Genomic DNA, 23,940 nt, shown 5'->3' with positions numbered 1-23,940 from the left:
CCCAACTACCAATATTAGTAAAGCTAAGTCATAATAATATTCAGCTTGGATTGATACGAATCAAAAATGAGCAAGTCAAAACAAAATTTGTTTATATATAAACTGATGGACTATGGTTATATCTCAATATTCTGATGATTTAGTTAATATCTATAATAAGTTACAAGTTTACTCCGGTCCTAGTAACATTGTTCCTATGGTAGTTGAACAATCAGGGATGGGAGAAAGAGCTTTTGACCTCTACTCACGGCTCCTTAGAGAAAGAATAATTTTTTTGGGGACCCCAGTAGACGATAATGTAGCTAATACCATTACTGCTCAGATGCTATTCCTGGATGCTGAAGACCCAGAAAAAGATATTCAACTCTATATCAACTCCCCTGGAGGGTCTGTTACTGCTGGAATGGCTATATACGACACCATGCAGCAGGTACGGCCTGATGTAGTAACAATTTGTTATGGTTTAGCTGCAAGTATGGGAGCTTTTCTTCTTTCTGGTGGGACAAAAGGTAAAAGAATGTCCCTTCCTAGTTCTAGAATAATGATTCACCAGCCTCTAGGTGGGGCTCAAGGTCAAGCAGTAGATATTGAGATCCAGGCTAAAGAAATCTTATATCATAAACGTAAGCTGAATGAACTTTTATCAGCTCATACAGGTCAACCTCTAGAAAAAATAGAAGTTGATACAGACCGCGACTTCTTTATGTCCGCAGAAGAGGCCAAAAATTATGGCTTGGTCGATCAAGTGATTACTAAACAGAATCTTCCTGTACCAGGAGAGTCTGTTCCCGCAATGTAATAAGAGGAAGTTATGTCTAAATACGACTCCCATCTAAAATGTTCATTTTGTGGCAAGTCTCAGGAACAGGTCCGTAAGTTAATAGCAGGTCCTGGAGTTTATATTTGTGATGAATGTGTAGAGTTGTGCAATGAGATTTTAGATGAGGAGCTTTTTGACTCTAACACAACAGGGCCACAATCTCCAACGCCAAGACCAACAACCCCTACTCAAAAGCGAAGTAGTACTGCCAAAAGAGTGTCAGTTGCCCAACTTCCTAAACCTAGAGAAATTAAGAATTATCTGGATACTCATGTTATTGGTCAGGAGGAAGGTAAGAAGGTTTTGTCAGTGGCAGTTTATAACCACTATAAACGTCTGACCTTTGTAGAAGCCAAAAAAAGTGGCAAGTCTTCTCCAGATGAGGTGGAATTACAAAAATCTAATATTTTATTGATTGGGCCGACTGGTTGTGGTAAGACATTGTTGGCTCAAACTTTGGCAGAATTATTGGATGTACCATTTGCTGTGGCAGATGCGACAACATTAACAGAAGCTGGATATGTTGGGGAAGATGTGGAGAATATTTTGCTGCGACTTCTGCAAGTGGCAGATTTAGAGGTAGAGGAAGCACAACGGGGTATTATATATATAGATGAGATAGATAAGATAGCTCGCAAGAGTGAGAACCCTTCGATAACAAGAGATGTTTCTGGAGAGGGGGTACAGCAGGCTTTATTAAAAATGTTGGAGGGGACTGTTGCTAATGTCCCGCCTCAAGGTGGTCGGAAACATCCCTATCAAGATTGTATTCAGATTGACACGAGCAATATTTTATTTATATGTGGTGGGGCTTTTGTTGGTTTAGATAAAATAGTAGAACAGAGAAACGGCAAAAAGTCAATGGGCTTTGTTCAGCAAGTAGGAGAAAAGGAGTCCAAGGATCGAAAAGTTGTAGATTTAATGAAGCAAATGGAACCGAATGACTTGGTGAAGTTTGGTTTAATTCCAGAGTTAATTGGGCGAATACCAATGGTGGCGGTAGTTGAACCTCTGGATGAGGAGACTCTGATGGCAATTTTGACAAAACCTCAGAATGCTTTGGTGAAGCAATATCAAAAGTTGTTGCAGATGGATAATGTACAGTTGGAGTTTGAGGAAGAGGCAATTCGAGCGATCGCGAAGGAAGCATTTAGGAGAAAGACCGGAGCACGAGCGTTGCGGGGTATTGTGGAGGAGTTGATGTTGGATGTGATGTATGAATTACCTTCGCGCAAGGATGTGACTCGGTGTACTATTACTAAGGAAATGGTAGAGAAGCGATCGACTGCAGAGTTATTAGTGCATCCATCATCGTTGCCAAAACCTGAGTCTGCTTAACTAGCGATCGGCATTTCAGGCGTTGTCAGATTAAAAGATGAATTATAGGGACAGGGTGGGAACAGGGACCTCTTTAAACTTAAGGTAATAAATCAGTAGTCGAATTGAGTGCTTTAACATTTCAACAGACTTGGAATAGCACAAGGTTTTGCCATCTAACATAGCTCAGTAATGACGTAGCGCGTGTATTTTCTCCCTCTACACCAGTCATGTAAGTCTTGCTCACAATCTGATCTCCTGCCGGAATAAATTTAGTATAAACTGGATTACCATCCCTCACCCAAAAGTAACATTGCCACCAGAAAATAGTCTGCCATCATACCATAAATGTTTCTGCACTATGGTCACCTACAACAAGCCTAAAATACCCGCTGGAAAATTGTCTACAGCAGCTCCTGTGCCAGATTTGATTTTTTTTCCGACAAAGGAATCTAACTCTACCAGGAAAGTTGCAGTCTCAACTGCAATTATGGAGGAATCTAACTCTACTTCTCCTCAACAGAAGTCAAAAGTCAAAATTTAAAATTCATGCATTAAGACTTTGTAGACTCAAAACTTTGATACTAACGAAATTCAAATGGACTGTTTCAGCTAAAATAGTGCATTATGGTAGGGACGTTCCATGGAACGTCCCTAGGGGATATGGAGAGATGGGGAGCAAAATTGTTGTTGGGTTACTCTGACGGGATCTTGCTACGTTATAGCTATTAATCCCTATATCCGTGGCATAATTGGTGTGAGCACCTCAACCTAACCTACACTTATTGCAACATTTTAGCTGTGTCAGTCCACTACATTAATGCACTGACAACTGTAAAAAAGGTCGAGCAATGGAAAACAGTAAATTTCTGAGTCACAGTACAAAAATTTACTTAGACAGAAACCTGCAAATCATCATTGGGATAACATTGATAGCAGTCTTAGGTTCAGCAGGTAGTATTGGACCAGTATTGCCAACAATGGCATCAGCACTGCAAATTCCTCCAGAAAAAATAGGATTAGTGATTACAGCATTTGTTGTACCCATCGCCATTGGAACTCCCATCTTAGGAGTATTAGCAGATCGCTTTGGGAGAAAACAAATACTCATTCCCTCATTATTATTATTTGCCATCGCCGGAGTTGCTTGCAGTTTTGCTCCCAATTTTCGCACATTGCTAGAATTGCGGTTTCTCCAGGGTGTAGGAGCTGCTAGTTTAGAATTCCTCGCACTTACATTAATCAGCGATTTGTATGCAGGCAAAAGTTTAACATCAGCAATGGCATTCAACGCTAGTATGATTGGTATAAGTTTGACAGTGTATCCTCTAATAACTGGATGGTTAGCAACATGGGGATGGCGCTATCCTTTTTTACTGCCATTGCTCGCAGTTCCAGTTGTACTTGCTGTTATTTTTTTCCTAGAATTACCCTCCTTTAAAAAAACACCAAAATTCCGTTTGAGAGTATATTTAAGAAATATTTGGCATAGTGTTAATAATAGGCAGGTATTAGGATTGTTGTTTGCAGTAGTTGCTTTATTTATATTACTATTTGGTGCTTATTTTACTTATATTCCGATTTTAGCTGCAGATATTTTTGCAGGTTCTAATGTGGCAATTGGAATTATTTTAGCAACTATGGCGCTATCTTTAGCATTTGTGTCTTCTCAGGTAGCATTATTTTCCCAATCTATATCAGAGTTTACCCTAATTAAAATTTCATTTGTACTTTATACTTTGGCAGTAATAGTTACTCCATTCCTACAAAGTATGTGGTTATTATTAATCCCTAGTATTTTGTTTGGAGCTGCTCATGGAATGTGTTATCCTGCTACTCAGGCATTGTTAGGAAAACTCGCTCCTCCAGATTATCGCGCTGGTTTTATGGCTGTTAATGCTACGGTTTTATCTACAGGACAAGCATTAGGTCCGTTGTTAGCTGGAGTTGCTTTTGGAATTTGGGGAATGGCTGGAGTTTTTTATGCTGCGGCTGGTTTTTCTGTTTTGAGTTTGGGGTTAATTAGTAAACTTTTTGTGACTATTGAATAAGCATTCAGCGGTCGGCATTCAGCTATCAGCTTTATTACCTTTAGTGGACAATTTAAGCTCGTTGTTCTTGTGCTTCAATGTTCAAAAATGTAGTAGAAGTTAAGCAAATACTTTGAGTATTTTTTCATATATTTAGCAATAAAATGAGTATAAGTATACAGAGAAAAATCGGCGTTACTACCTGGATATTTGGTCATAATAAATTAGAAAAAACTGCCAATATTATTTCAGAGATGGGTTTTGATGGAGTGGAATTATATGTANATGGAAAGATTTCAACACACAGCTAATTTATTAACTGTGGTACAAACCTGTCGTCGCCAGGGGCGTTCTGTGATTGAATTCTTTGAACAGTCTCTAGTGGACAGCGTTGTAGGCGATCCCTCATCAACTCTTTCTCTTATTCCTATTTTGCATACCTGAATCCTTACATTATACTTAATCATTCGGACATGGTTTTATGAACCTCTTCCATTATTTTTGACAGGGTTATTTATTGAGGTTAAATGTGTTTAAAAAGCTTAATTATTATTTTTTTAAACATCAAAATATTTAGTGTTTTTAACAAAAATATTATTACTGGAATAAGTTCATGTTAAAAACAAAAAATAATGCCACATTTATTTTACAAAAGCTTAAAGTTGAACGAGAGAGTAAAATAGCAATTTTATATGAAAAATAGCACAAGGAAGAAGGAAAAAATCTGGCGTTGTCTGAGTTTTATGCTTTTGATATGTCCGTGCCCTTTGCTTCGAGTTCGATACAAGTAATATCAAATCCGCTGTAATAAGGAGATATTAACAAAAATAAAAACCCTTCTCGATCAAGATTTGGACACTTAGATAACTACCCTATAATCATCGAATTTGCTATAATTAGGCATTGCAAAGTGACCAGTGATTTGATATTTTTGATTGATTTTGATTTTGGATTTAAGAATTGCTAAGAATGATTAATATTAGATTTTTTTAGTCAAAGTATAAACCAATTTTTTGCAGTATCATTCCATAATATGCAACCCCAGTAGACATCTCCTCCAAAAGAGGGAGTAGGCAGCTTTGCTGTAGGCAGTAGGGAACCCACCCCTAGCCCCTCCCCCTCCCAGGAGGGGAAATAATTGATAATTTATGTGTGAGAATTGATTTGATTTTTTATTATCACGCCTATGTCTAGTAGTTATACCAATTTGAAAAAAGAATGTTACGAATAGTAAGAGGAATAAAAAGACAAATGCAGGATATTCCCTTTGACAAAAAGGATGATTTCCGAGCTAAAAACTGGTATTGAAGCAATTCCCATACGGATCCTGACTCCTGACTCCTAAGAAATAGCCTAACCATTTGTAGCAAACATTTATCAAATTGGTATTATATTATCTCCCCATCTCCCGATCATCATTTGTAGTCACCACAGTATTTATGCAGCGACACTGGTTAGGAGAAGGAATCAATTAAATAATCTAGATAAACCCAAAATTCTGCTAAAGCTTGAGGAGACATATCTCTGGGGGAACAAGCACGATTCCGTGTATATTGAAGTGCGCTAACATAAGGCGCAGTAGGCAAATTGAGGGCGCGGTAAACTTCGCGCTGGCCAGTAATACCCCAATCATCCAGAGGAGCAGTACTACCAACTACTAAACAATAATTAATTAGTCTCAGATAATGACTTAGGTCACGATAACATTTTTCGATCTTAATTTGAGAATCACAAGGTCCGCCAGGTTTGGTAAGATCGGGGTATTTTCTAAATACCCATTCACTAGCTTCTTTTGTCACAGCATCAATACGAGTAGCGAGTTTTTCTGCTGCTTCCATACGAGCATAAGTACGTTGTAGACCGCCTCGAATGCACTCTAGATCGGAGTAGTTAGGAAAACGCTCTGCTATGTCAGCAGCAGTAATTACAGTTGAAATAAATGACTTCATTATTTTTTTTTATCGCAAATGAAGCAAAAATTAGGAGAGAATAAATGAATAGTAAATAGAAAAAAACGAGATAAACTACAGCTATAATTTCTTCTCATCACCTAATCTATACTTCAACTACTTCTAAAGCTTTTGTAGAGATATTATATCAAAATACTTCAGTTTTTTTATAGACTAAATAAAATCATATTTTCTCTTAAATCTCATATATATAGCCATGTAAAATAACTACCTAATTATGTTATTATTTGTGATTGAATCTACCATAAAATAAATATAGTTTTTTATTATGAAATAAATTAAAATTTCAGTTTTTTGACAGAAATAGTCGGCCTAGACATTGATTTTTAAGTGGTCGCGCAAAATTAATTACACATCTATACAATCTGAATTATTGAACTTCTAAAGATCGCAGAGAATTGGGATAGGTAAATAATTTTGCTTAGGTACTTAACAAAACTAATATTCTGAATAATCTCTTAGATTAATTTCCATCAAGCTCTTATTCAGAGGTTATGTGTTCATAAAAATTCTCCAAGTTATTTTGAGAAAGTTGTTTTTTTAACATCTTTAGTTTTCGATACTCTCTATAGCCTAAAGCAATAGAGATTTCTCATGAAGTTACATATTTTATCATTTTCTTTGTGGGTTTAATACCCCACCGTCTACACGGTGTTCAAAATTACTTGGGGTGAGAATCCCCATGTAATTTTCCTCCTGTCTCCTGTCTCCTGTCTCCTTCTTCAATCTGCAAATTTGTCAAGGAATCAAGGAAAAAAGTAATAAAAATTAACTTTTAAGTCCTGATAGTTTATTGATCGGCTAAAAATTATTTAAATTCTATATTTCCTTATATTCAATCAAGAACGGTTTTAACCAGGGGTAATTATCCATTAATGAAATCTGTCACACCCTGCGGGGCCGCACTGTCCCTTTGACAAAAATTGGATATATGGTTTAAATACAAAACAATTTATTGTATCAAGTTAGGTGTAAACAAACGATAAAGCGCAGACATAATATTATTCTAAATAAAGTTTTATTAATTTGTTTCTCATATATGAGATTTTAAACTGCTAGTGCTTTATATACTTATATCAGTGACTATATTTAAGTCATATATTTTAGAATTAGCTTGACTAAGGAGAATTCAATGCTTGACGCTTTTTCCAGAACCGTAACTAGCGCTGACTCAGGTTGATGCTATTTATAGCAAATTCCCTAGTGGCAGTGGTCGGGATATGGATGCCGAAACTCAGAAAAATAAGTGCAAGCGGGATATCGTTCACTACTTGCGCTTAATTAATTACTGTCTAATTGTTGGTGGTACAGGTCCTCTTGATGAGTGGGGAATTGCTGGAGCACGGGAAGTATACCGCGCTCTTGGAATTGGTACTGATACTTACGTTACTGGGTTAAGCTTCCTTCGGAATCGGGGTTGCGCTCCTCGCGATCTGTCTCCTCAAGCCTTAGGGGAATACAATGGATATCTTGATTACTTAATCAATTCCATGTCCTAATACTCTTTATTGAAAGTATTGCGATATAAAGGTTAGTCTGCTTGTAAGGGTTAGAAGCTATGGGTTTAGAGGTTTGAACTCATTGAGCTAACTACTCCTACTGCAGGCTAACTACGCTGCCTTAAGAGCGAACATAATTTTAAGAATATCAACATCAGGTCTTTAGAAAATAAAGTAATGGGAAAATTAAGCACATCAGCGACTCTAGGTTTGGATGCCTTTGAAGTTGACCCACTAGAACTCCGTCCTAATACCACAGAAGGAGAGCTAGAACAGCTCATCAGGGCAGTTTATAAGCAGGTACTAGGAAACCAGTATCTCATGGAAGGCGATCGCCTCTCTAGTGCTGAGTCTCTACTGCGTAATGGCGACATTACAGTCCGTGAATTTGTTAGGAGTGTGGCTCAATCAAGTCTTTATCAATCACTCTTTTTTCACTCTTCGTCTCAGTACCGCTTTATTGAGTTAAATTTTAAGCATTTATTGGGTCGTCCTCCTCAAGCTCAAGAGGAAATTTCTGAGCACGTTCAGATTTATAACGAACAAGGATACGAAACTGAGATTAACTCGTACATTGATAGTGACGAGTATATTCAAAATTTTGGCGATAATATTGTACCCTATCCACGCAGTATTCGTTCAGTTGTTGGACTGAAAAACGAAGCATTCAACCGGATGTTTTCTCTATTACGCGGCTCTGCAACTAACGATAGCGATAAACGCGCCCAATTAATTTCTTCTGTGGCTGCTAATTTACCAACTCCGATAAAGCCACTGGCAATCGGCAATGGAGCTTCTTATGGTAATACAGAAAAGCGCTTCACAATAGCATTTTCTACCTCTCGATCTCCTGCTAGATTGGGCAAGCTCAGTCGTCAAGAATGCGTAGTCAACTACAGCCAAATGTCTAAGATACTTCAAAATATCCAGAAAACAGGCGGAAAAATTATCAGTATTAGCGAAGTCGCTTAATGTCTCTCGTTTTTTTTACTTAATCCCGGCTGTGTACTGCGTAAGTATTACAGCGCGGGTTTTTTTAGCTAGACCGCCGAGAAGCCTCACGCCAAATCGAAGATTATGGCGTGAGGCTTCTCGGCGGTAAATTGAATGGGTTCAATGCCCATTCAATTTACAAATATTATCCGCAAGTTGTCGCCTTAAAAAACTTGTGTTATTATCTTATGTAGCTTCAAAAATTTTCCACTATGCGCACTGCCTACCAATATAAATTAAGACCCAACAAAGAACAAACCGCAGTCATAGAAATGTGGTTGGAATTGTTGCGTCGGCAGTACAATTATAGGCTGGGTGAAAGATTCTCATGGTGGTCAGAAAACCGTTGTCCAGTTAACGCTTGTCCCTTGGTGATGCCAATCCCTCAACTCAGAGATAATCCAGATTATTACTCTCAAAAAAAAGATTTGGTCAATACCAAAGACAAGTTTCCGGAATACAAGCTAATTCATTCTCAGGTTTTACAGGATTGTATAAAACGGGTAAAACTTGCCTTTGACAGATGGTTTAAGACAGACAAAAATGGACATAAATTAGGAAAACCAAGGTTCAAAGGAAAAGGACGTTATCGTAGTTTTACTTATCCTCAAATCAAGCAAAACTGCATAGAAGAAAACAAAATAAACTTGCCCAAAATAGGCAATATCAAATTTATTCAACATCGACCTTTACCTGATGGTTTTCAAATTAAAACAGTGACGATTAGTCGTAAAGCAGATGGTTATTATATTACTTTATCCCTAGAAGACAAATCAGTTCCAGCTTTAACAACTAAAGTGGAACCAACATTAAAAAACACTCTGGGAATTGATATGGGATTGAAGGAATTCTTAGTCACAAGTGAAGGAGAATCAGTTCCTATACCTCAATACTATAGAAAATCTCAGCAGCGATTAAAGACTCTACAAAAACGTTTATCTCGAAAGAAAAAAGGAAGTAAAAGGTGGTTAAAGGCTGTAAAAACTGTAGCTAAACAACATAAAAAAATTGCCGATAAACGTAAAGATTTCCACTTCAAAACAGCCAATGAATTATTATCAAAAGCGGATGTTATCGCTTATAAAAACTTAAATATTAAAGGGCTAGCAAAAACTCGTTTGAGTAAATCAATTAACGATGCTGGATGGGGTAAATTCCTAACTATTTTGACTGTCAAAGCCGGAAATGCTGGACAGAAGATTATAGCAGTGAACCCCAAAAATACTAGCCAAGATTGCTCAAACTGTGGAAAAAAAGTCAAGAAAGAATTAAACATACGAACTCATTGTTGTCCGCATTGCGGCATTGTCATAGACCGCGACTTAAATGCGGCGATAAATATAAAAAATAGGGCGGTAGGGCATTCCGTCTTTAAAGCTCGTGGAGCCCGACGGGATACCGGGGCTACGAAACGAGAAGCCCACACTATAGCGTCAGCGAGCGTGTGGGAGATGTCACTGTATTTTTATTAGGGTTTGCTGATTAAATCTAAGAGCATTTACAGATAAAGGTAAGTGCCTTTTTAGAAAGAAAAAAAGTGCAGCTTTTTAAGCTTGAGCGACCAAAAAGTTAGTATTTTGGGGTAACTATGGCAAAAAAATAAAGGGATAAATATATCCGACTACCTCCTCTATTGAAAGAAAACCTTCTGCCTTCCTTCCACCAAAGAATAAGTATTCAACCGGACATGATATGACTCCTGACTCCTAAAGAATTAAGATTAATATCATACACTAATTTATCAACGCCGTTTTTTTATGTCTCCAGAAGAAACAGATGCTTTTCTGGCCTCTGCTAGAAAAGAAGTAGTCCAACAAACCTTTGACCCCAACGACAGTCAACGCCTAAAACTTATGGTAGAGTGTCTGGGAGATTCACGGGGAATGGTGCGCTTAGGCTTTGCTGAGACCCTCGGACAAATTGGCAAACCAGCTACTCCTTTCTTGATAGAGGCTCTCGGAAATCACCCCGATCCTGTAGTACGCAGAGCTAGTGCCAAAACCCTCACCCTGATTGCTGACCCAGAAACAGTTTCTCCCTTAGTCCATGCTCTCCTCAATGATGAAGATACAGTGGTTAAAGGATCGTCAGTTGGTGCCCTAGCCAGGATAGGAAAAGCTGCTGTACCTCCATTGTTGGACATTTTAGGGTCAACAGAGTATCCAGAAAGTACCAAAGGTCATGCAGCTTGGGCTTTGGCATTTATTGGACCTGAAGCAAAAGAGTATCTATATCGGGAGATTCATTCTGAAAAAGTCGCAGTTAGGGCTGCTGTGGTAGGGGCGATCGCCAAAATTGCCCAAGATTCAGGGGAGGAAGAGGCTCTGAATATTTTATTGACTGCCCTAAGAGATTCGTCTGAAATAGTACGCACTGAAGCAGCAGCCGTCCTGGGAAATTTGGCTTATAAACCAGCAGCTCCCTATTTGATAGAGTTACTGAATCATCCTACTAGCGGTGAAACTCGCAAGGCAGCAGCTCTATCTTTGATGAAAATTCGTTCCGATAGTGCATTAGTTCCCTTACAAACAGCATGGGAACAGGAATCAGAAGCAGATATTAAGCAGATTATTAAATTGGCAATTACTCAACTAGAGAGGCAATCATCAGAAAACGATTGGGAATAGCTAAATATTAAATAAGCTTAACCTGGCTGAAGCACAGTAGCTTTAGCCTTTTTAACTTCGGTTAGGTTTGAAATTCAACATATCCAAGCGGGATAAAGCACTGATGGCTGTCTCCCGTACATAGGTGTCAGCAGAGGCATCATTGGCTAATTTGGTTAAGACTGCTTTAGAGCGTTCGTCATTAATAGAGCTAACAGCATTGAGAATTGCCACTGCCAAGCCTAAGTTCTCAGTTCCATCTAGGACTTCCAACAAGCTATCTAAAGCAGGCACACCAATGACTCCTAAAGCCATTGCTGAGGCAATATGAACAACGGGATTGGTATCGCTGAGTCCTTTTTTTAAGCCTTCAATTCCTTCAGATGGGAAAGGAACATTCTTATAGTTAATAGCTACCTGAGCTAGAGCTTTAGCACAACTGCTCCTAATTGTTGAATTATCACTGTTGAGCAACGAATCGACTAAAAATGGCACAGTATCTGTCCCGATCGCTCCGAGTGCTTTAACTGCTGCCCGTCGATAGACGGTATCTTCTTCTGCCAAAACTTCCATCAAGTTAGGAATGGTAGTTTCATCACAAGTTTCGACTATTTCCCACATTGCTCGATCACGCAAGTGAGGGTTAGGGTGTTTTAGTTTCTCAAATAAAGAGGATTGTGTCATCACTTTATGAGTAGTTTGACAAATTATAAGTATACCTTAATTGATTGTAATATGAAATACGAAAAATTATGCTACAGATAAAGCTTCTAAAATAAAGTCCCATCCCGTCACGGATTTAATGGTTTGTGGAGTTAACTACTGTAAGACTTGAGATATTAGGTTCCTTAAACTGTCAAGGTTCTCAAACAGTTCCCACTTCAATTGCTTTTTAATTTTTTTGCATAATTTTTCAATCGGATTAACTCGTGGACTGTAGGGAGGTTTAAATAAAAGGATAACATTCTCAGGAATTTCTAATTTTGACCAAGTATGTAACCGTCCATTATCTAGTTGAATTATATGTAGTTCGGCTGGATAGTTTTGAGCAAACCACTTCAGGTACTGCTGAAAGCAAACCCCATCTACATGAGAAAATTCTGCAAAAAAGCTTTCTCCAGTTTCAGGCTCGACTAAGCCATATAACCAGAGATAATCGAAGCACCATTGCTCTATTGCTACAGGTTGGACTCCTCTAGATGTCAGTTTTCTTGCCCATAATGTGATTAAGCCTAATCTCGACTCATGAGGGACTGGGTCTCCCGCGCAGTTTATACGCCCTGTACCCACACCAGTAACTCACCTTTTGATCTCAGGGGGTGACAAGCACCTCAAAACTATTGTGGGGCAATAGTTTCAATGATTATACCTCTGTATAAAATCTGAATTTTTCCTCAATAATAATGATCATCATTTTTAGAGAAGGGGTTGGCACGTGGAGCCTACCAATCCCTTCTCCCCCAATTCAAGTTGATTTTTATCTCAATTGTTGATGGTAGCCATCACTCACATTTTATGGTAGAAAAAGTCGATCCACTTACATAAATAGACCAACCAAATGCAATTTTTATCATTGTATGAGTTATATTTTAAACAATCCTGGAGTGATACTCAAGTCCAAGCTTTAAAAATTTTAGTTTGGTGATTAACGGTACAGAAAACTGTCAAAATAGAAAGGTATTTCTGGTTGTTTTCCTTTAGCGATCACATATGAAAGTCGTCGAAAACATATACAAAGATTTTTAACATTATTTTCTTTGAGCCTTCCATTGTTTTGGTTTCCGATGATCATGATGATTATTAGAGTTGTTGGGAAATAAGGTAAAATGATTCAAGCAGAAATTGGCCCATAAAAATGCTAAATATTGAACGAGCCTTAAAACAAGACAGGTTACTCAGAGCATTAACAGGATTAAACTGTAAAGCAGATTACACTTTGTTGAAGTCCTTTAATCAAATGTATGAGCAAACATTGCTCTTGAAACCTGGTCAACGCTCTGTTGGAGGAGGTCGTAAGGCTCGTTTACGCACCACTCAAGACAAATTATTCTACATTCTCTTCTACTTTAAATGTTATCCAACCTTTGATGTGGCCAGCATCTTGTTTGATATTGATCGCAGCCAGGCACATCATTGGGTTCATCGTTTACAACCTATTTTAGAAGCCACCCTGGGAGAAAAAAAAGTACTACCAGAGCGTCAAATTAATTGTGTCCAAGTATTTATAGAGCGTTTCCCTGGAGTAGAACGAGTAATTATGGATGGCACAAAACGACCAGTGCAGCGACCAACTCACCCAGAAAAACAAAAACTGAATTATTCGGGAAAAAAAAACGTCACACTCGCAAACATCTAGCAGCAGTAGACCAAAACAAGCGAGTGCTAATATTAACTCAGGCTCGAGAAGGGAAGTTACATGATCAAAAGTTCCATGACCAGCAAAAGGTTATTGGTAATATACCTTTAGAAATTCCAATTGAAGTAGATAGTGGTTTTCAAGGTCTGCACTCGCCAGTATGAAAATATCCGCATCCCCCATAAAAAACCAAAAGCAGGAGAACTAACTGAACAGCAAAAGTTAGAAAACAGAAATTTGAGTCAATCAAGGGTAATATGTGAAAACGCTTTCGCCGGTGTTAAACGTTATGGTGCAGTTAGCCAGATTGATCGTAATCACAAGAGTAATTTTGATGACAAATTAATGTTCACAGCAACTGGATGGCTGGAACTTATAAAGAGGTTGACATAAAAGGTATAGCAATGTGCGCTGGCATATTTACAAATTACAAGAACTGTCCAATAGCTAAAAGTCTTGTATTATCGGTCTTTTATTCCCCCAGATGAGCTGTTGCCAGATGAGCTGTTGCCTGCGCACAGCGCTATATAGTATGCTGGTGAAGAATAACTACAGGAATAACATGCATAGGACTGCTCTAAATGACTAGACGTTATGGCTTGCGAGACGATCAATGGGAACGCATTCAAAATTTATTACCAGGGCGTGAAGGGACTGTAGGGAGGACAGCAACAGACAACCGTCTGTTTGTGGAAGCTGTCTTATATAGGTATAGAACCGGAATTCCTTGGACAGACTTGCCAGAAAGATTTGGGGATTTTCGCGTTGTCCATACTCGTTTTAGTCGTTGGAGCTGTTCAGGGGTATGGGTGCATAGTATTTCAAGCTAAGGCTGAGGATGCAGATCACGAATATGCCATGATCGATGCCACTATTGTTCGTGCTCATACTCGTAGTGCCGGAGCAAAAAACAGTAGTCCACAACAGGAAGATATTAGAGTTGTTGGGAAATAAAAATTTCAAATGCTCAAAAGCTTACTGTATAAGGCTTTCATGATTTTACACTTGAAAATAGCTATAAACTTTGACTGATAAGGGTTTTAGCCATTTTTTGTGCTTAATTCCCAACAACTCTATTGGCCGTAGTCAGGGGGGATTAAGCACGAAAATACATGGAGTAGTAGATGCTCTGGGTAAATCCCACTAATTTTTTTTAACTCCAGCTCAAGGGTCTGACTTGGATGGGGCAGATGTTCTATTACCAATGGTAGAAGTGGAAGCGGGAGCGCGGGGACAAAGCTGATGATGCTCAGGAGCGGGTGCCAATCGCCTTTGACTAACAGAGGAATAGAAGTAGTGATTCCTCCCAAAAAAAACCGCCCGTGAACTCCGTAATTACGATGAAATATTGTACAAAGCACGTCTATGAATAGAAAATTTTTTGGCCAAACTCAAACAGTATGGAGTGTTGGCGGAGCAAGTGCGGCAGCTATATCGCTACTAGATACGATCAACGTTCAGTTAACTTTCTAGGAGGAATTCCTACAGGCAGCCTCAGTCATTTTATTGGCGTAGCGATCGCCATCGACCTAGAACATACAAGACCCCTACTTGTCAATTTTTTAATTGATGACACGCCCTAGGATAAAATCTATCTGCTATGACTAATTGACTGCTATACTATTTACACTGATAGCTTCTTACACTGATAGCTTCCTGGTACAACAATCTCATCTTCAGCAATTTGCTAAATTAAAGCAGAAGTAGTATTTCCCAAATCATCGGTATCATAAGTACCATGATGGAAAGCTTGCCAGATATAACTTCAGGCAATTTCTCCATTGGGAGGGATGTTTTCAAAGGAGACTTAGATTTGCCGAGAATCAGCATCTGAAGCATTAGGCATAGCAAAACCAAGGACAGATATAATACTAATAATTGAACTGACCAAGGTTTTGATTTTCATAAAACACTCCTTCAAATAATTGTTTAATCTGTGAACTACTAAAGATAACAAAGACCTAATTCAATTTAAATAAGGTTCTAACTTATCTATTAACTGTTGTTTTGTCATAGCTCCTTCATCGGAGAGTAATAATTCTTGATTCCGAAATAGTCTAAAGGCAGGGACTCCTTCCACCTGATATTGCTTCACAATTTTAGACTTAGGATCGACTTCCATTTTCACTACTTTGAGGCGATCGCTATATTCAGTGGCCACTTTTTCCATTAAAGGGGACATTAGCCTACATGGGCCACACCAAGTAGCCCAAAAATAAGCTAATACAAGCTTTTCTGACTTGAGGATTTCAGTTTCAAACTGAGAATCATTAATGACAATAACGTTACTACTCACGTTTTTTCCGTTCCATAATTTGCTGACATTTTCTCACAAATGTTGTGGCTATTTATTTTATCAGAATTTGAGTAGGTCAAACTAAATATTTAAGATAACTGAAGCTAGTAAATTTCCCAAACCATCGCTTTCCCTATATCAATCCTTATTTTTAACTTATGTCTTTGTTTCTTTGACTAATGACTGTTTACTATCTGCAATAAAACTTTACATCCTAGATTCCGCACAAAGTCCTAACCTGAACCCTGGCTCTGATAGACTTTAACACTGGGAGAGCTAAATAAAAAAGTTTTCCTCAGCAGTTGGGAGGATAAAAATTCGTGGATAACGTAATTGGTTTAGAAATTATCGAAGTAGTAGAGCAAGCAGCGATCGCCTCTGCTCGTTGGATGGGAAAAGGTGAGAAAAATACTGCAGACCAAGTAGCTGTAGAAGCTATGCGGAAACGCATGAACCAAATTCATATGCGGGGCCGCATCGTGATTGGAGAAGGGGAGCGAGATGAAGCGCCCATGCTCTACATTGGGGAACAAGTAGGAATTTGTACTCAACCTAATGCCAGTGAGGTCTGTGACATAGAACAGCTAGTCGAGATTGACATAGCAGTTGACCCTTGCGAAGGAACAAACCTAGTTGCCTATGGTCAAAATGGTTCTATGGCAGTATTAGCTATTTCTGAAAAAGGTGGTCTATTAGCAGCACCAGATGTTTATATGAAAAAATTAGCAGCACCAGCAGTAGCTAAAAATCATGTAGATATAAACAAATCTGCTACTGAAAACCTCAAGATTATTTCAGACTGCATGGAACGTGCTGTTGACGAATTGGTCGTTGTAGTCATGGATCGCCCCCGTCATAAAGACCTAATTAATGAAATTCGTCAAGCAGGTGCCAGAGTTCGTCTAATTAGTGATGGTGACGTTTCTGCAGCAATTTCCTGTGCATTTTCTGGAACAAATATCCATGCTTTAATGGGTATTGGTGCAGCGCCAGAGGGAGTAATTTCTGCAGCAGCTATGCGTGCTTTAGGAGGCCATTTCCAAGGACAACTGATTTATGACCCAGCTATTGTCAAAACTGGTTTGATTGGAGAAAGCAAAGAAGATAACATGAAGCGACTCAAGGATATGGGTGTTGAAGATCCAGACAAAGTTTACAACGCTGAAGAGTTAGCTTCTGGAGAAACAGTGTTATTTGCAGCTTGTGGTATTACTCCTGGCACTCTGATGGAAGGAGTACGTTTCTTCCATAATGGTGCTCGTACCCAAAGTTTAGTTATTTCTTCTCAGTCAAAAACTGCTCGGTTCGTAGATACTGTGCATATGTTTGGAGAATCAAAAACACTGGAACTGAGATAGAAATTGATAAGCATTCAGCTATTAGTAGTTAACATTCAGCTTTTTAATTAATCAAGCTAGTTGATGTATTTTATCGTACAGTTTATGGCTAATGTCTGATGGCTGAATGCTTAGATAAATAGTATTAGGTAAATGGGGCATTACAAAATATCTCTGTTGAAAAATGACCTTTGAAAAATTACTGCTAAACAGTCAAAATTCATGGCTCATATCAATCAGGATAACCAGGGAATTATTAAAGTTTTGGGGGTAGGTTTTAAATTAAATATTTAGGCGGAAAAGAACTAACCATATATTAAACCTCCCTCAGTTTTTTCACAATTCTAATGATCTTCTGAAACAATATAAATTTTTTAGGCCATTTATCTGTAAAAATGCGCTTAATAATTGTTTTTCAGACCTTATTACACTGAATATTAAGTGCAAGTTTATGAATAAATGGTATTAGACCTCATTTTTTAATTTAATTAAAAATCACAACAAATTAACAAAAGAAAAATTACATGAATATCGCAGTTGTAGGACTTAGCCACAAAACAGCACCGGTTGAAGTTCGAGAAAAATTAAGTATTCCAGAAACACAAATAGAAAATGCCATTACTCAATTATGTGGTGGAACTTATACTCAAGAAGTTGGCATTCTTAGTACCTGTAATCGTTTAGAAATTTATGTAGTTACTAATGAAATGCAGCCTGGTATTCGAGAAGTAACTCAGTTTCTTTCTGACTCTAGTAAAATACCTTTAAATTTACTTCGTCCACACCTATTTATGTTGCTCCATGAAGATTCTATTATGCACTTAATGCGAGTTGCTGCTGGATTAGATAGTCTGGTATTAGGTGAAGGACAAATTTTAGCTCAGGTGAAACAAACTCATAAACTCGGACAACAATATAAAGGTATTGGGCGTATTCTTAATCGTTTATTTAAGCAAGCTGTAACTGCTGGAAAAAGGGTTCGGACAGAAACAAGTATTGGTACTGGTGCTGTTTCTATTAGTTCTGCAGCGGTGGAATTAGCTCAAATGAAATTAGAGGATTTATCTAATTACCGAGTGGCTATTGTTGGTGCTGGTAAAATGTCAAAATTATTGGTGCAACATTTATTAGCTAAAGGTGCAAGCAATATATCAATTATTAATCGTTCTATCGGACGCGCTCAGGATTTAGCAAATAGTTTTAAAGATGCAAATATAAATGTTGATTCTATGTCAGAAATGAGTCAGGTTATTAGTAATTCTGATTTGGTATTTACTAGCACTGGGGCAACTGAACCAATTTTAGATAAGGCTAAATTAGAAGGAATTTTAGCTCCTAATCAATCTTTAATGTTGGTGGATATTTCCGTGCCTCGTAATATTGCTACTGATGTGAGTGAATTGGCAAATGTTCGTTGTTTTAATGTGGATGATTTGAAAGCTGTTGTTGCTCAAAATCAAGAAAGTCGTCGGCAGATGGCGATGGAGGCTGAGGTTTTATTGGAGGAAGAGGTAGAAGCTTTTGATGTTTGGTGGAGAAGTTTAGAGACGGTTCCTACTATTAATTCTTTACGACAAAAAATAGAGACTATTCGGGAGCAGGAATTAGAAAAAGCTTTATCTCGTTTAGGTTCAGAATTTGCGGAAAAACATCAAGAGGTAATTGAGGCTTTGACTAGGGGTATTGTGAATAAGATTTTGCATGACCCAATGGTGCAGTTACGGGCACAACAGGATATTGAAGCAAGGCGTCATGCGATGCAGACTTTACAACTTTTGTTTAATTTAGAACAAGAAATTAGTTCTGGGAAAGTTGTTTAGTTAGTGACTGAGTTTGTTAAGTAGGGTGTGCGTGGCGTACCCTATATTTTGCCTGTTCTTTACATTGAATAAAAAATCATGCGTAAGTCCTGATAACTCCCATTTTACTTATCTTATGATCTTTTTCTTTAACAGTAAGTAACATGACAAGTATAATTTACACATTCTGATTCTTATAAAGAAGTTTATGCCATATTTAAAAGCCAAGCATTTAACTGAAGCTGAGAAAAAGCGGGATGAGAAGGTAGCAAAGTCTACTCGTAATTTAGTCTTGATCAATGACAAAATTAAATTTCAGTCAGAAGAAGATTTAGAAAATTATATAGAGGAAAATTTTAACCAAATTTTACCAGGCTTAGTTTTGATTAAGCGTCAGCATACTATTAATACGCAAAGATGTGATTTACTATGCTCTATTAAATCAGTTAAGCAACCTGTGATAATTGAGTTAAAAAATGAAGAGGATAGGAATTTAATCTCTCAGCTTACTCGGTATAGGAAAGCTTTACTGATAGAAAAGCCTTTTCCAGAACAAATAGATTATTCATTACCTGTGAAATTAATAGCGATCGCTCCAACTTTTCACGAGGATAATTATACAGATCAAGAAGCTTCTAAATTCGAGAATGATTTTTGTCTGTGGGAGTTTAGTATTGATATTGAGCAGGGTAAAGATATTGCTCAATTTAATCTTTCAGGAAAAACTTATGATATTCCTTATCCTATATTTGGCTTCCCAGGAAAAATTTTAAACTCTGAATCTTATAGTAAAAGTTTACCGACTTTTGCTTGGGAATTTTATTTTAGACTAGACCAAAAATACAAGAAAGATTTTCAAGGGTTACGAAATCAATTAATTGTTCAACCAAAAATTAAAGAAATGGTTAGCACGAGCTATAGAAAAGTATTGTATGGAACAGGTGAGGGAAAAAATCATAAAAAGTTAGCAGAAATTACTAATACTCCTGGAAAAGATTTATGTTTATTTCTGTGGTTACCGACATCTGTAGATACAAAGTCAGAGAAACCAGTAGCAAGATGTGGATTTGTTTTAAAAAATTCTAGTAATTCTTTATCTAATGATTCTGTTGTTGAGTGGTTAGTATCAACTAAAGAAACTTTGAATAATAAAAATACACCCGATATTAATTCAGAAGTAGCTGCTTATGGTAGAGATGGTACATTAAAGTGGAGTAGAGCGAATTTATATTTAGGTAACGTGACTTTTCGTTATACCCAAGACCCTGTTAAATTAGATGAATGGAAAAGAGTAGCTAAAACATCTAGTTCTAAAGTATTAAATCAAATTGTTAATTCATATCAAAATAATCCGACATTCTGGTTACTAATGTATGTTTTAAAAGGTGTGACACCAAAAACTATTACTGATGAAGATAGAATTTGGTGGGAGTCATATAAAACAAAAACTCCTATACATTTAGGTTGGTATATTGATTTAGCTCTAAAAACTTGGAATTATAAGATTAAGTAAAGTAGCTAATTTACTTAATCCCTTTTTTGGAAATAAATTTATGCCATATCTCAAAGCTAATATTTCATCGCAGATCTCTACAGAATAGACACCTCCGAAAAATATATAGACTTTTTGTAAAAGTAGGGAAAAGGGAAGATTTTTTGAGGAAAAAAACACGGAAAATTATTTTGTGAGTAACTTTTACAACCCTAGTTTATAGTAAATAAAGGGTAAGTTTATTTTCTGGAAATGTCTAATAAAATAATTATCTCAAAAAAAGATTGTAGATATAGTTCTCCTTATAGGGGGAGGTTTTAAACCCATTTTTTCATTTAAATCCTCCCTACAACCATACATTTAAGAAAGGTTAAGAGCAGCACGAGCCTCAAGTAGTGCATCTCTGAATTGATAGCTAGCTTCAACGATTTTTCTTCGATCCTGATTGGTTAAAGAGCTGTAAGGAGTAGCTGCTACCTGGTTAGAGGAAAAGGACCGAGGACCGAGTCAGAAGAAACGGGGAATTTAGAGGAGGTAAAAGTAAGAATTGTCCCTCAATTTTTCTGTCCTTGATTTGCCCAAAATGCTAACTTTTTGAACGTTTTAGACTAAAACAAGGGCACTTTTTGGGAATCTCATAAGCCTAAAACCTTTATCAGTCAATACTTTGATAGTTAATCAGCAAACCCTATTTACTCCTTCTTTCTTCTTCCTTCTTCCTTTTAACAACAAAATCCTCAATTCTCCATAGTTAGAGGTTGCGCTGGAATCGCAGCAATAATCGCATCAATCACCTTAGCAATAGGTAAAATATGCATACCTAAATCCGGCGTTTGTTGACCTTTCGGAATAATTGCCCTCTTAAAACCTAATTTTGCAGCTTCTCTTAACCTTAATTCCAACTGAGATACAGGTCGTACTTGGCCACCTAAACCAACCTCTCCCAGCAAAATAATCCTGGGGTCAACTACCCGATCGCGAAAACTAGCCACTACTGCAATAGCAACTCCCAGGTCTGCGGCAGGTTCTTCTACACTCAACCCACCCACTGTCGCCACATAGGTATCCAACTTTGATAAAGGAATACCTACCCGTTTTTCCAACACTGCCAAAATCTGTTGCAACCTACCACTATCAATTCCAGTAGTAGAACGTCGAGGCGCACCATGACTCGCTGGACTTACTAAAGCTTGAATCTCTACAACTATTGGGCGAGTACCTTCCATCGATACAACTGTAGAAGTTCCTGAAGAATACTCATCCCTACTTCCTAAAAATAACTCTGAGGGATTCAATATCTCTTTTAAACCATTCGCCACCATTTCAAATACTCCAATTTCGTGAGTAGCGCCGAAACGATTTTTCATAGAGCGCAACAGACGGTGGGAGGCAAAGCGATCGCCCTCAAAATACAAAACCGTATCTACTAAATGTTCTAAAACACGGGGACCTGCTAAAGCACCATCTTTAGTGACATGACCGACTATTAATAAAGTAATATTTTCCCGCTTTGCTACTTGCATTAATGCGGAAGTACATTCCCTCACCTGAGCAACTGAACCAGGAGCGGAGGTCAGCGAAGCAAAATAAATTGTCTGAATACTGTCAATTACTGCTAAATATGGTTTGAGAGATTCCAACTCTCTCAAAATTACTTCTAAATCTGTTTCTGGCAATAAAAATAAATTTTCGTGAGAATCTGTAGTGGAATCTTTTATAGTTTCAGAATTGCTATTACTTTCTTGATTTTCATTTGAGGATAAATCTTCATCCATCTCAACATTTGAAACATTATCCTTATCCTCTTGCTCTACTTCATTGAGATTAACAATTAAACGTTGCGAACGTAATTTAACCTGTTGTCCAGACTCTTCCGCTGATACATACAAAACCCGACATCTACTAGACAACTGATTCGCCACCTGTAACAAAAGGGTAGATTTACCAATACCAGGTTCTCCACCAATCAAAACCAAGGAACCAGGAACAATTCCACCACCAAGCACTCGGTCTAACTCTTCAAACCCAGAAGGCATTCTGGACAAACTTTGGTCAGAAATCTGGGATAATAGAAAAGATGCCCTTGGTTGACCAGAAGACTTATCTGATTCAGATGCTTGACTGCCCCCAATATCAGTCAGTCCCAATCTTTGTAGAGCAGCAGTAGTTGATTTTTCTATCTCTTCTGTAAAAGAATTCCAAGTATTACAGCTAGGACATTTGCCCAAAAATTGGGTAGACTCATATCCACATTCTCCACAAACATACTTTATTTTCTGTTTTGGCATTTCTTAAAATAATTTAATATTCACTCGCAAATATAAAAAAGCCTAAAGTTTCACTCATCCTAAGCTAAGGAGTAATACATAATGGTAATTTCTATTGTTATTTTGATGATAGAGTTAAAAAAATTAATATAATTATAAATCTAAATGAAGGAGTGTTAGGAAAAGTGGAAAATCATAAAGAAAAAATATTGGTTGTTGATGATGAGGCAAGTATCCGTCGTATTTTAGAAACTCGGCTGTCAATGATTGGTTATGATGTTGTCACCGCTGCTGATGGAGAGGAAGCTTTAGTAACTTTTCACAATGCGGAACCCGATCTGGTAGTATTAGATGTGATGATGCCAAAATTAGATGGTTATGGTGTATGTCAGGAGTTGCGAAAAGAATCTGATATTCCCATAATTATGCTAACTGCTTTGGGAGATGTTGCAGATCGAATTACAGGTTTAGAGTTAGGTGCTGATGACTATGTTGTTAAGCCTTTTTCTCCAAAAGAATTAGAAGCAAGAATTCGTTCTGTATTACGTCGAGTTGATAAAAATGGTGCTTCTGGCATTCCTAGTTCTGGTGTTATTCAGGTCAGCACTATTAGAATTGATACGAATAAGCGTCAAGTTTACAAAGGAGATGAACGAATTAGACTTACTGGTATGGAGTTTAGTTTGTTGGAGTTGTTGGTAAGTCGTTCTGGAGAACCTTTTTCTCGGTCTGAGATTTTGCAGGAAGTTTGGGGTTATACTCCGGAGCGCCATGTAGATACGCGGGTAGTGGATGTTCATATTTCTCGACTGAGGGCTAAGTTAGAAGAAGATCCAAGTAATCCAGAATTGATTTTAACTGCGCGGGGTACTGGTTATTTATTTCAACGTATTATTGAGCCTGGTGAGGTTGGTTGAAATATAGTTACAGTCAAATCAAAGGCTAAAAAATGGGTAGTCCTAAAGATTTAAGGATATTAGTTGCTACATTCCTTTAATTATAAGAAGGTAGACTATAAAAATCATTACTTGTTTAGTACTACTAAAAAATGCTAGTTATTCAGTAACTTTAAAAATTACCTTATCGGTATCTAAATTTATATTTTTCTTTACTGGTTTAATACCAATTCCTAAAAATAATGCTATTTTTATTGAATAC

At 37.5% G+C, this 23,940-nt stretch carries 18 protein-coding genes and 5 pseudogenes; 17 read left to right on the top strand and 6 right to left on the bottom strand.

Annotated features, from left to right (window positions below; translation table 11 throughout):
• The first annotated feature begins 112 nt into the window (after nucleotides 1-112).
• Together clpP and clpX are read left to right on the top strand one after the other, a co-directional pair.
• Nucleotides 113-799 (top strand): ATP-dependent Clp endopeptidase proteolytic subunit ClpP, encoded by a 687-nt coding sequence (gene clpP / locus F6K06_RS09965; RefSeq protein ID WP_124145365.1) that lies wholly within the window; start codon nucleotides 113-115, stop codon nucleotides 797-799.
• 12 nt (nucleotides 800-811) lie between these two features.
• Nucleotides 812-2,158, top strand: coding sequence for an ATP-dependent protease ATP-binding subunit ClpX (gene clpX, locus F6K06_RS09960; RefSeq protein ID WP_124145364.1), 1,347 nt, complete (start codon nucleotides 812-814; stop codon nucleotides 2,156-2,158).
• A gap of 42 nt (nucleotides 2,159-2,200) precedes the next feature.
• On the opposite strand, the pseudogene F6K06_RS09955 reads toward clpX, so the two are convergent.
• Nucleotides 2,201-2,602 (bottom strand): annotated as a pseudogene (locus F6K06_RS09955) (IS1 family transposase); the annotation flags it as partial.
• A 386-nt stretch (nucleotides 2,603-2,988) separates the two neighbouring features.
• On the opposite strand from F6K06_RS09955, the gene F6K06_RS09950 reads away from it, so the two are divergent.
• Nucleotides 2,989-4,188 carry an MFS transporter gene (locus F6K06_RS09950; RefSeq protein WP_124143327.1) on the top strand — a complete coding sequence of 400 codons (1,200 nt, stop codon included), beginning with the start codon at nucleotides 2,989-2,991 and terminating at the stop codon, nucleotides 4,186-4,188.
• 264 nt (nucleotides 4,189-4,452) lie between these two features.
• Nucleotides 4,453-4,611, top strand: a pseudogene (locus F6K06_RS09945) (hypothetical protein); the annotation flags it as partial.
• 1,010 nt (nucleotides 4,612-5,621) lie between these two features.
• Here F6K06_RS09945 and F6K06_RS09940 read toward each other — a convergent pair.
• Nucleotides 5,622-6,116 (bottom strand): bleomycin hydrolase, encoded by a 495-nt coding sequence (locus F6K06_RS09940; protein WP_287240850.1) that lies wholly within the window; start codon nucleotides 6,114-6,116, stop codon nucleotides 5,622-5,624.
• 1,199 nt (nucleotides 6,117-7,315) lie between these two features.
• On the opposite strand from F6K06_RS09940, the pseudogene F6K06_RS09935 reads away from it, so the two are divergent.
• The 4 genes and pseudogenes from F6K06_RS09935 to F6K06_RS09920 all read left to right on the top strand — a co-directional run.
• A pseudogene (locus tag F6K06_RS09935) lies at nucleotides 7,316-7,636 on the top strand (bleomycin hydrolase); the annotation flags it as partial.
• Between the two features lie 177 nt (nucleotides 7,637-7,813).
• Nucleotides 7,814-8,608, top strand: coding sequence for a phycobilisome rod-core linker polypeptide (locus F6K06_RS09930; protein ID WP_124146675.1), 795 nt, complete (start codon nucleotides 7,814-7,816; stop codon nucleotides 8,606-8,608).
• A gap of 233 nt (nucleotides 8,609-8,841) precedes the next feature.
• Nucleotides 8,842-10,101, top strand: a complete 1,260-nt coding sequence (locus tag F6K06_RS09925; protein WP_287240853.1) for a transposase — start codon at nucleotides 8,842-8,844, stop codon at nucleotides 10,099-10,101.
• Nucleotides 10,102-10,386: 285 nt separating this feature from the next.
• Nucleotides 10,387-11,256 carry a HEAT repeat domain-containing protein gene (locus tag F6K06_RS09920; RefSeq protein WP_124146673.1) on the top strand — a complete coding sequence of 290 codons (870 nt, stop codon included), beginning with the start codon at nucleotides 10,387-10,389 and terminating at the stop codon, nucleotides 11,254-11,256.
• 51 nt (nucleotides 11,257-11,307) lie between these two features.
• Here the strand turns inward: F6K06_RS09920 and F6K06_RS09915 are convergent, their stop codons facing one another.
• Both F6K06_RS09915 and F6K06_RS09910 read right to left on the bottom strand, forming a co-directional pair.
• A complete protein-coding gene (locus F6K06_RS09915) occupies nucleotides 11,308-11,919 on the bottom strand; it encodes a HEAT repeat domain-containing protein (protein ID WP_124146672.1) in 612 nt (203 codons plus the stop codon).
• Nucleotides 11,920-12,054: 135 nt separating this feature from the next.
• On the bottom strand, nucleotides 12,055-12,525 hold the full coding sequence (locus F6K06_RS09910; RefSeq protein ID WP_124146671.1) for a transposase: 471 nt from the start codon (nucleotides 12,523-12,525) through the stop codon (nucleotides 12,055-12,057).
• Between the two features lie 565 nt (nucleotides 12,526-13,090).
• On the opposite strand from F6K06_RS09910, the pseudogene F6K06_RS09905 reads away from it, so the two are divergent.
• From F6K06_RS09905 to F6K06_RS09885, 5 genes and pseudogenes are all read left to right on the top strand, one after another.
• Nucleotides 13,091-13,396: pseudogene (locus tag F6K06_RS09905) on the top strand (transposase family protein); the annotation flags it as partial.
• 47 nt (nucleotides 13,397-13,443) lie between these two features.
• A complete protein-coding gene (locus tag F6K06_RS09900) occupies nucleotides 13,444-13,755 on the top strand; it encodes a transposase family protein (RefSeq protein ID WP_287240857.1) in 312 nt (103 codons plus the stop codon).
• Complete coding sequence (locus tag F6K06_RS09895) at nucleotides 13,724-13,984, top strand: transposase family protein (RefSeq protein ID WP_205127487.1); 261 nt, start codon at nucleotides 13,724-13,726, stop codon at nucleotides 13,982-13,984. The genes F6K06_RS09900 and F6K06_RS09895 overlap by 32 nt, the downstream gene beginning before the upstream one ends.
• Before the next feature lie 188 nt (nucleotides 13,985-14,172).
• Nucleotides 14,173-14,500, top strand: a pseudogene (locus tag F6K06_RS09890) (IS5 family transposase); the annotation flags it as partial.
• A 491-nt stretch (nucleotides 14,501-14,991) separates the two neighbouring features.
• A complete protein-coding gene (locus F6K06_RS09885; RefSeq protein ID WP_124146536.1) occupies nucleotides 14,992-15,174 on the top strand; it encodes a hypothetical protein in 183 nt (60 codons plus the stop codon).
• Nucleotides 15,175-15,557: 383 nt separating this feature from the next.
• Here the strand turns inward: F6K06_RS09885 and F6K06_RS09880 are convergent, their stop codons facing one another.
• Complete coding sequence (locus F6K06_RS09880; protein WP_124146535.1) at nucleotides 15,558-15,887, bottom strand: co-chaperone YbbN; 330 nt, start codon at nucleotides 15,885-15,887, stop codon at nucleotides 15,558-15,560.
• Nucleotides 15,888-16,207: 320 nt separating this feature from the next.
• Here F6K06_RS09880 and glpX point away from each other — a divergent pair, with 320 nt between their 5' ends.
• The 3 genes from glpX (at nucleotide 16,208) to F6K06_RS09865 (ending at nucleotide 20,536) form a co-directional block, all read left to right on the top strand.
• Nucleotides 16,208-17,245, top strand: coding sequence for a class II fructose-bisphosphatase (gene glpX / locus F6K06_RS09875; protein ID WP_124146534.1), 1,038 nt, complete (start codon nucleotides 16,208-16,210; stop codon nucleotides 17,243-17,245).
• A 503-nt stretch (nucleotides 17,246-17,748) separates the two neighbouring features.
• On the top strand, nucleotides 17,749-19,044 hold the full coding sequence (locus F6K06_RS09870) for a glutamyl-tRNA reductase (RefSeq protein WP_124146533.1): 1,296 nt from the start codon (nucleotides 17,749-17,751) through the stop codon (nucleotides 19,042-19,044).
• Between the two features lie 187 nt (nucleotides 19,045-19,231).
• A complete protein-coding gene (locus tag F6K06_RS09865; RefSeq protein WP_124146532.1) occupies nucleotides 19,232-20,536 on the top strand; it encodes an endonuclease NucS domain-containing protein in 1,305 nt (434 codons plus the stop codon).
• Between the two features lie 716 nt (nucleotides 20,537-21,252).
• Here the strand turns inward: F6K06_RS09865 and radA are convergent.
• On the bottom strand, nucleotides 21,253-22,803 hold the full coding sequence (gene radA / locus F6K06_RS09860) for a DNA repair protein RadA (protein WP_124146531.1): 1,551 nt from the start codon (nucleotides 22,801-22,803) through the stop codon (nucleotides 21,253-21,255).
• 164 nt (nucleotides 22,804-22,967) lie between these two features.
• Between radA and rpaB the strand changes: the two genes are divergently transcribed.
• Nucleotides 22,968-23,699 carry a response regulator transcription factor RpaB gene (gene rpaB, locus F6K06_RS09855; protein WP_124146530.1) on the top strand — a complete coding sequence of 244 codons (732 nt, stop codon included), beginning with the start codon at nucleotides 22,968-22,970 and terminating at the stop codon, nucleotides 23,697-23,699.
• Nucleotides 23,700-23,940: the final 241 nt, after the last annotated feature.

Origin of the sequence: Okeania sp. SIO1H4 (genome assembly GCF_010672695.1) — a bacterium.
Taxonomy (GTDB): Bacteria; Cyanobacteriota; Cyanobacteriia; order Cyanobacteriales; family Microcoleaceae; genus Okeania; species Okeania hirsuta.
This window is presented reverse-complemented; position numbering and strand designations above follow the sequence as displayed.

Coding starts and splice junctions, on each gene's coding strand:
- F6K06_RS09885 (WP_124146536.1), top strand. CDS start 14,992: ATGGAGTGTTGGCGGAGCAAGTGCGGCAGCTATATCGCTACTAGATAC.
- F6K06_RS09870 (WP_124146533.1), top strand. CDS start 17,749: ATGAATATCGCAGTTGTAGGACTTAGCCACAAAACAGCACCGGTTGAA.
- F6K06_RS09930 (WP_124146675.1), top strand. CDS start 7,814: ATGGGAAAATTAAGCACATCAGCGACTCTAGGTTTGGATGCCTTTGAA.
- F6K06_RS09950 (WP_124143327.1), top strand. CDS start 2,989: ATGGAAAACAGTAAATTTCTGAGTCACAGTACAAAAATTTACTTAGAC.
- clpP (WP_124145365.1), top strand. CDS start 113: ATGGTTATATCTCAATATTCTGATGATTTAGTTAATATCTATAATAAG.
- F6K06_RS09940 (WP_287240850.1), bottom strand. CDS start 6,116: ATGAAGTCATTTATTTCAACTGTAATTACTGCTGCTGACATAGCAGAG.
- F6K06_RS09925 (WP_287240853.1), top strand. CDS start 8,842: ATGCGCACTGCCTACCAATATAAATTAAGACCCAACAAAGAACAAACC.
- F6K06_RS09915 (WP_124146672.1), bottom strand. CDS start 11,919: ATGACACAATCCTCTTTATTTGAGAAACTAAAACACCCTAACCCTCAC.
- F6K06_RS09920 (WP_124146673.1), top strand. CDS start 10,387: ATGTCTCCAGAAGAAACAGATGCTTTTCTGGCCTCTGCTAGAAAAGAA.
- clpX (WP_124145364.1), top strand. CDS start 812: ATGTCTAAATACGACTCCCATCTAAAATGTTCATTTTGTGGCAAGTCT.
- radA (WP_124146531.1), bottom strand. CDS start 22,803: ATGCCAAAACAGAAAATAAAGTATGTTTGTGGAGAATGTGGATATGAG.
- F6K06_RS09865 (WP_124146532.1), top strand. CDS start 19,232: ATGCCATATTTAAAAGCCAAGCATTTAACTGAAGCTGAGAAAAAGCGG.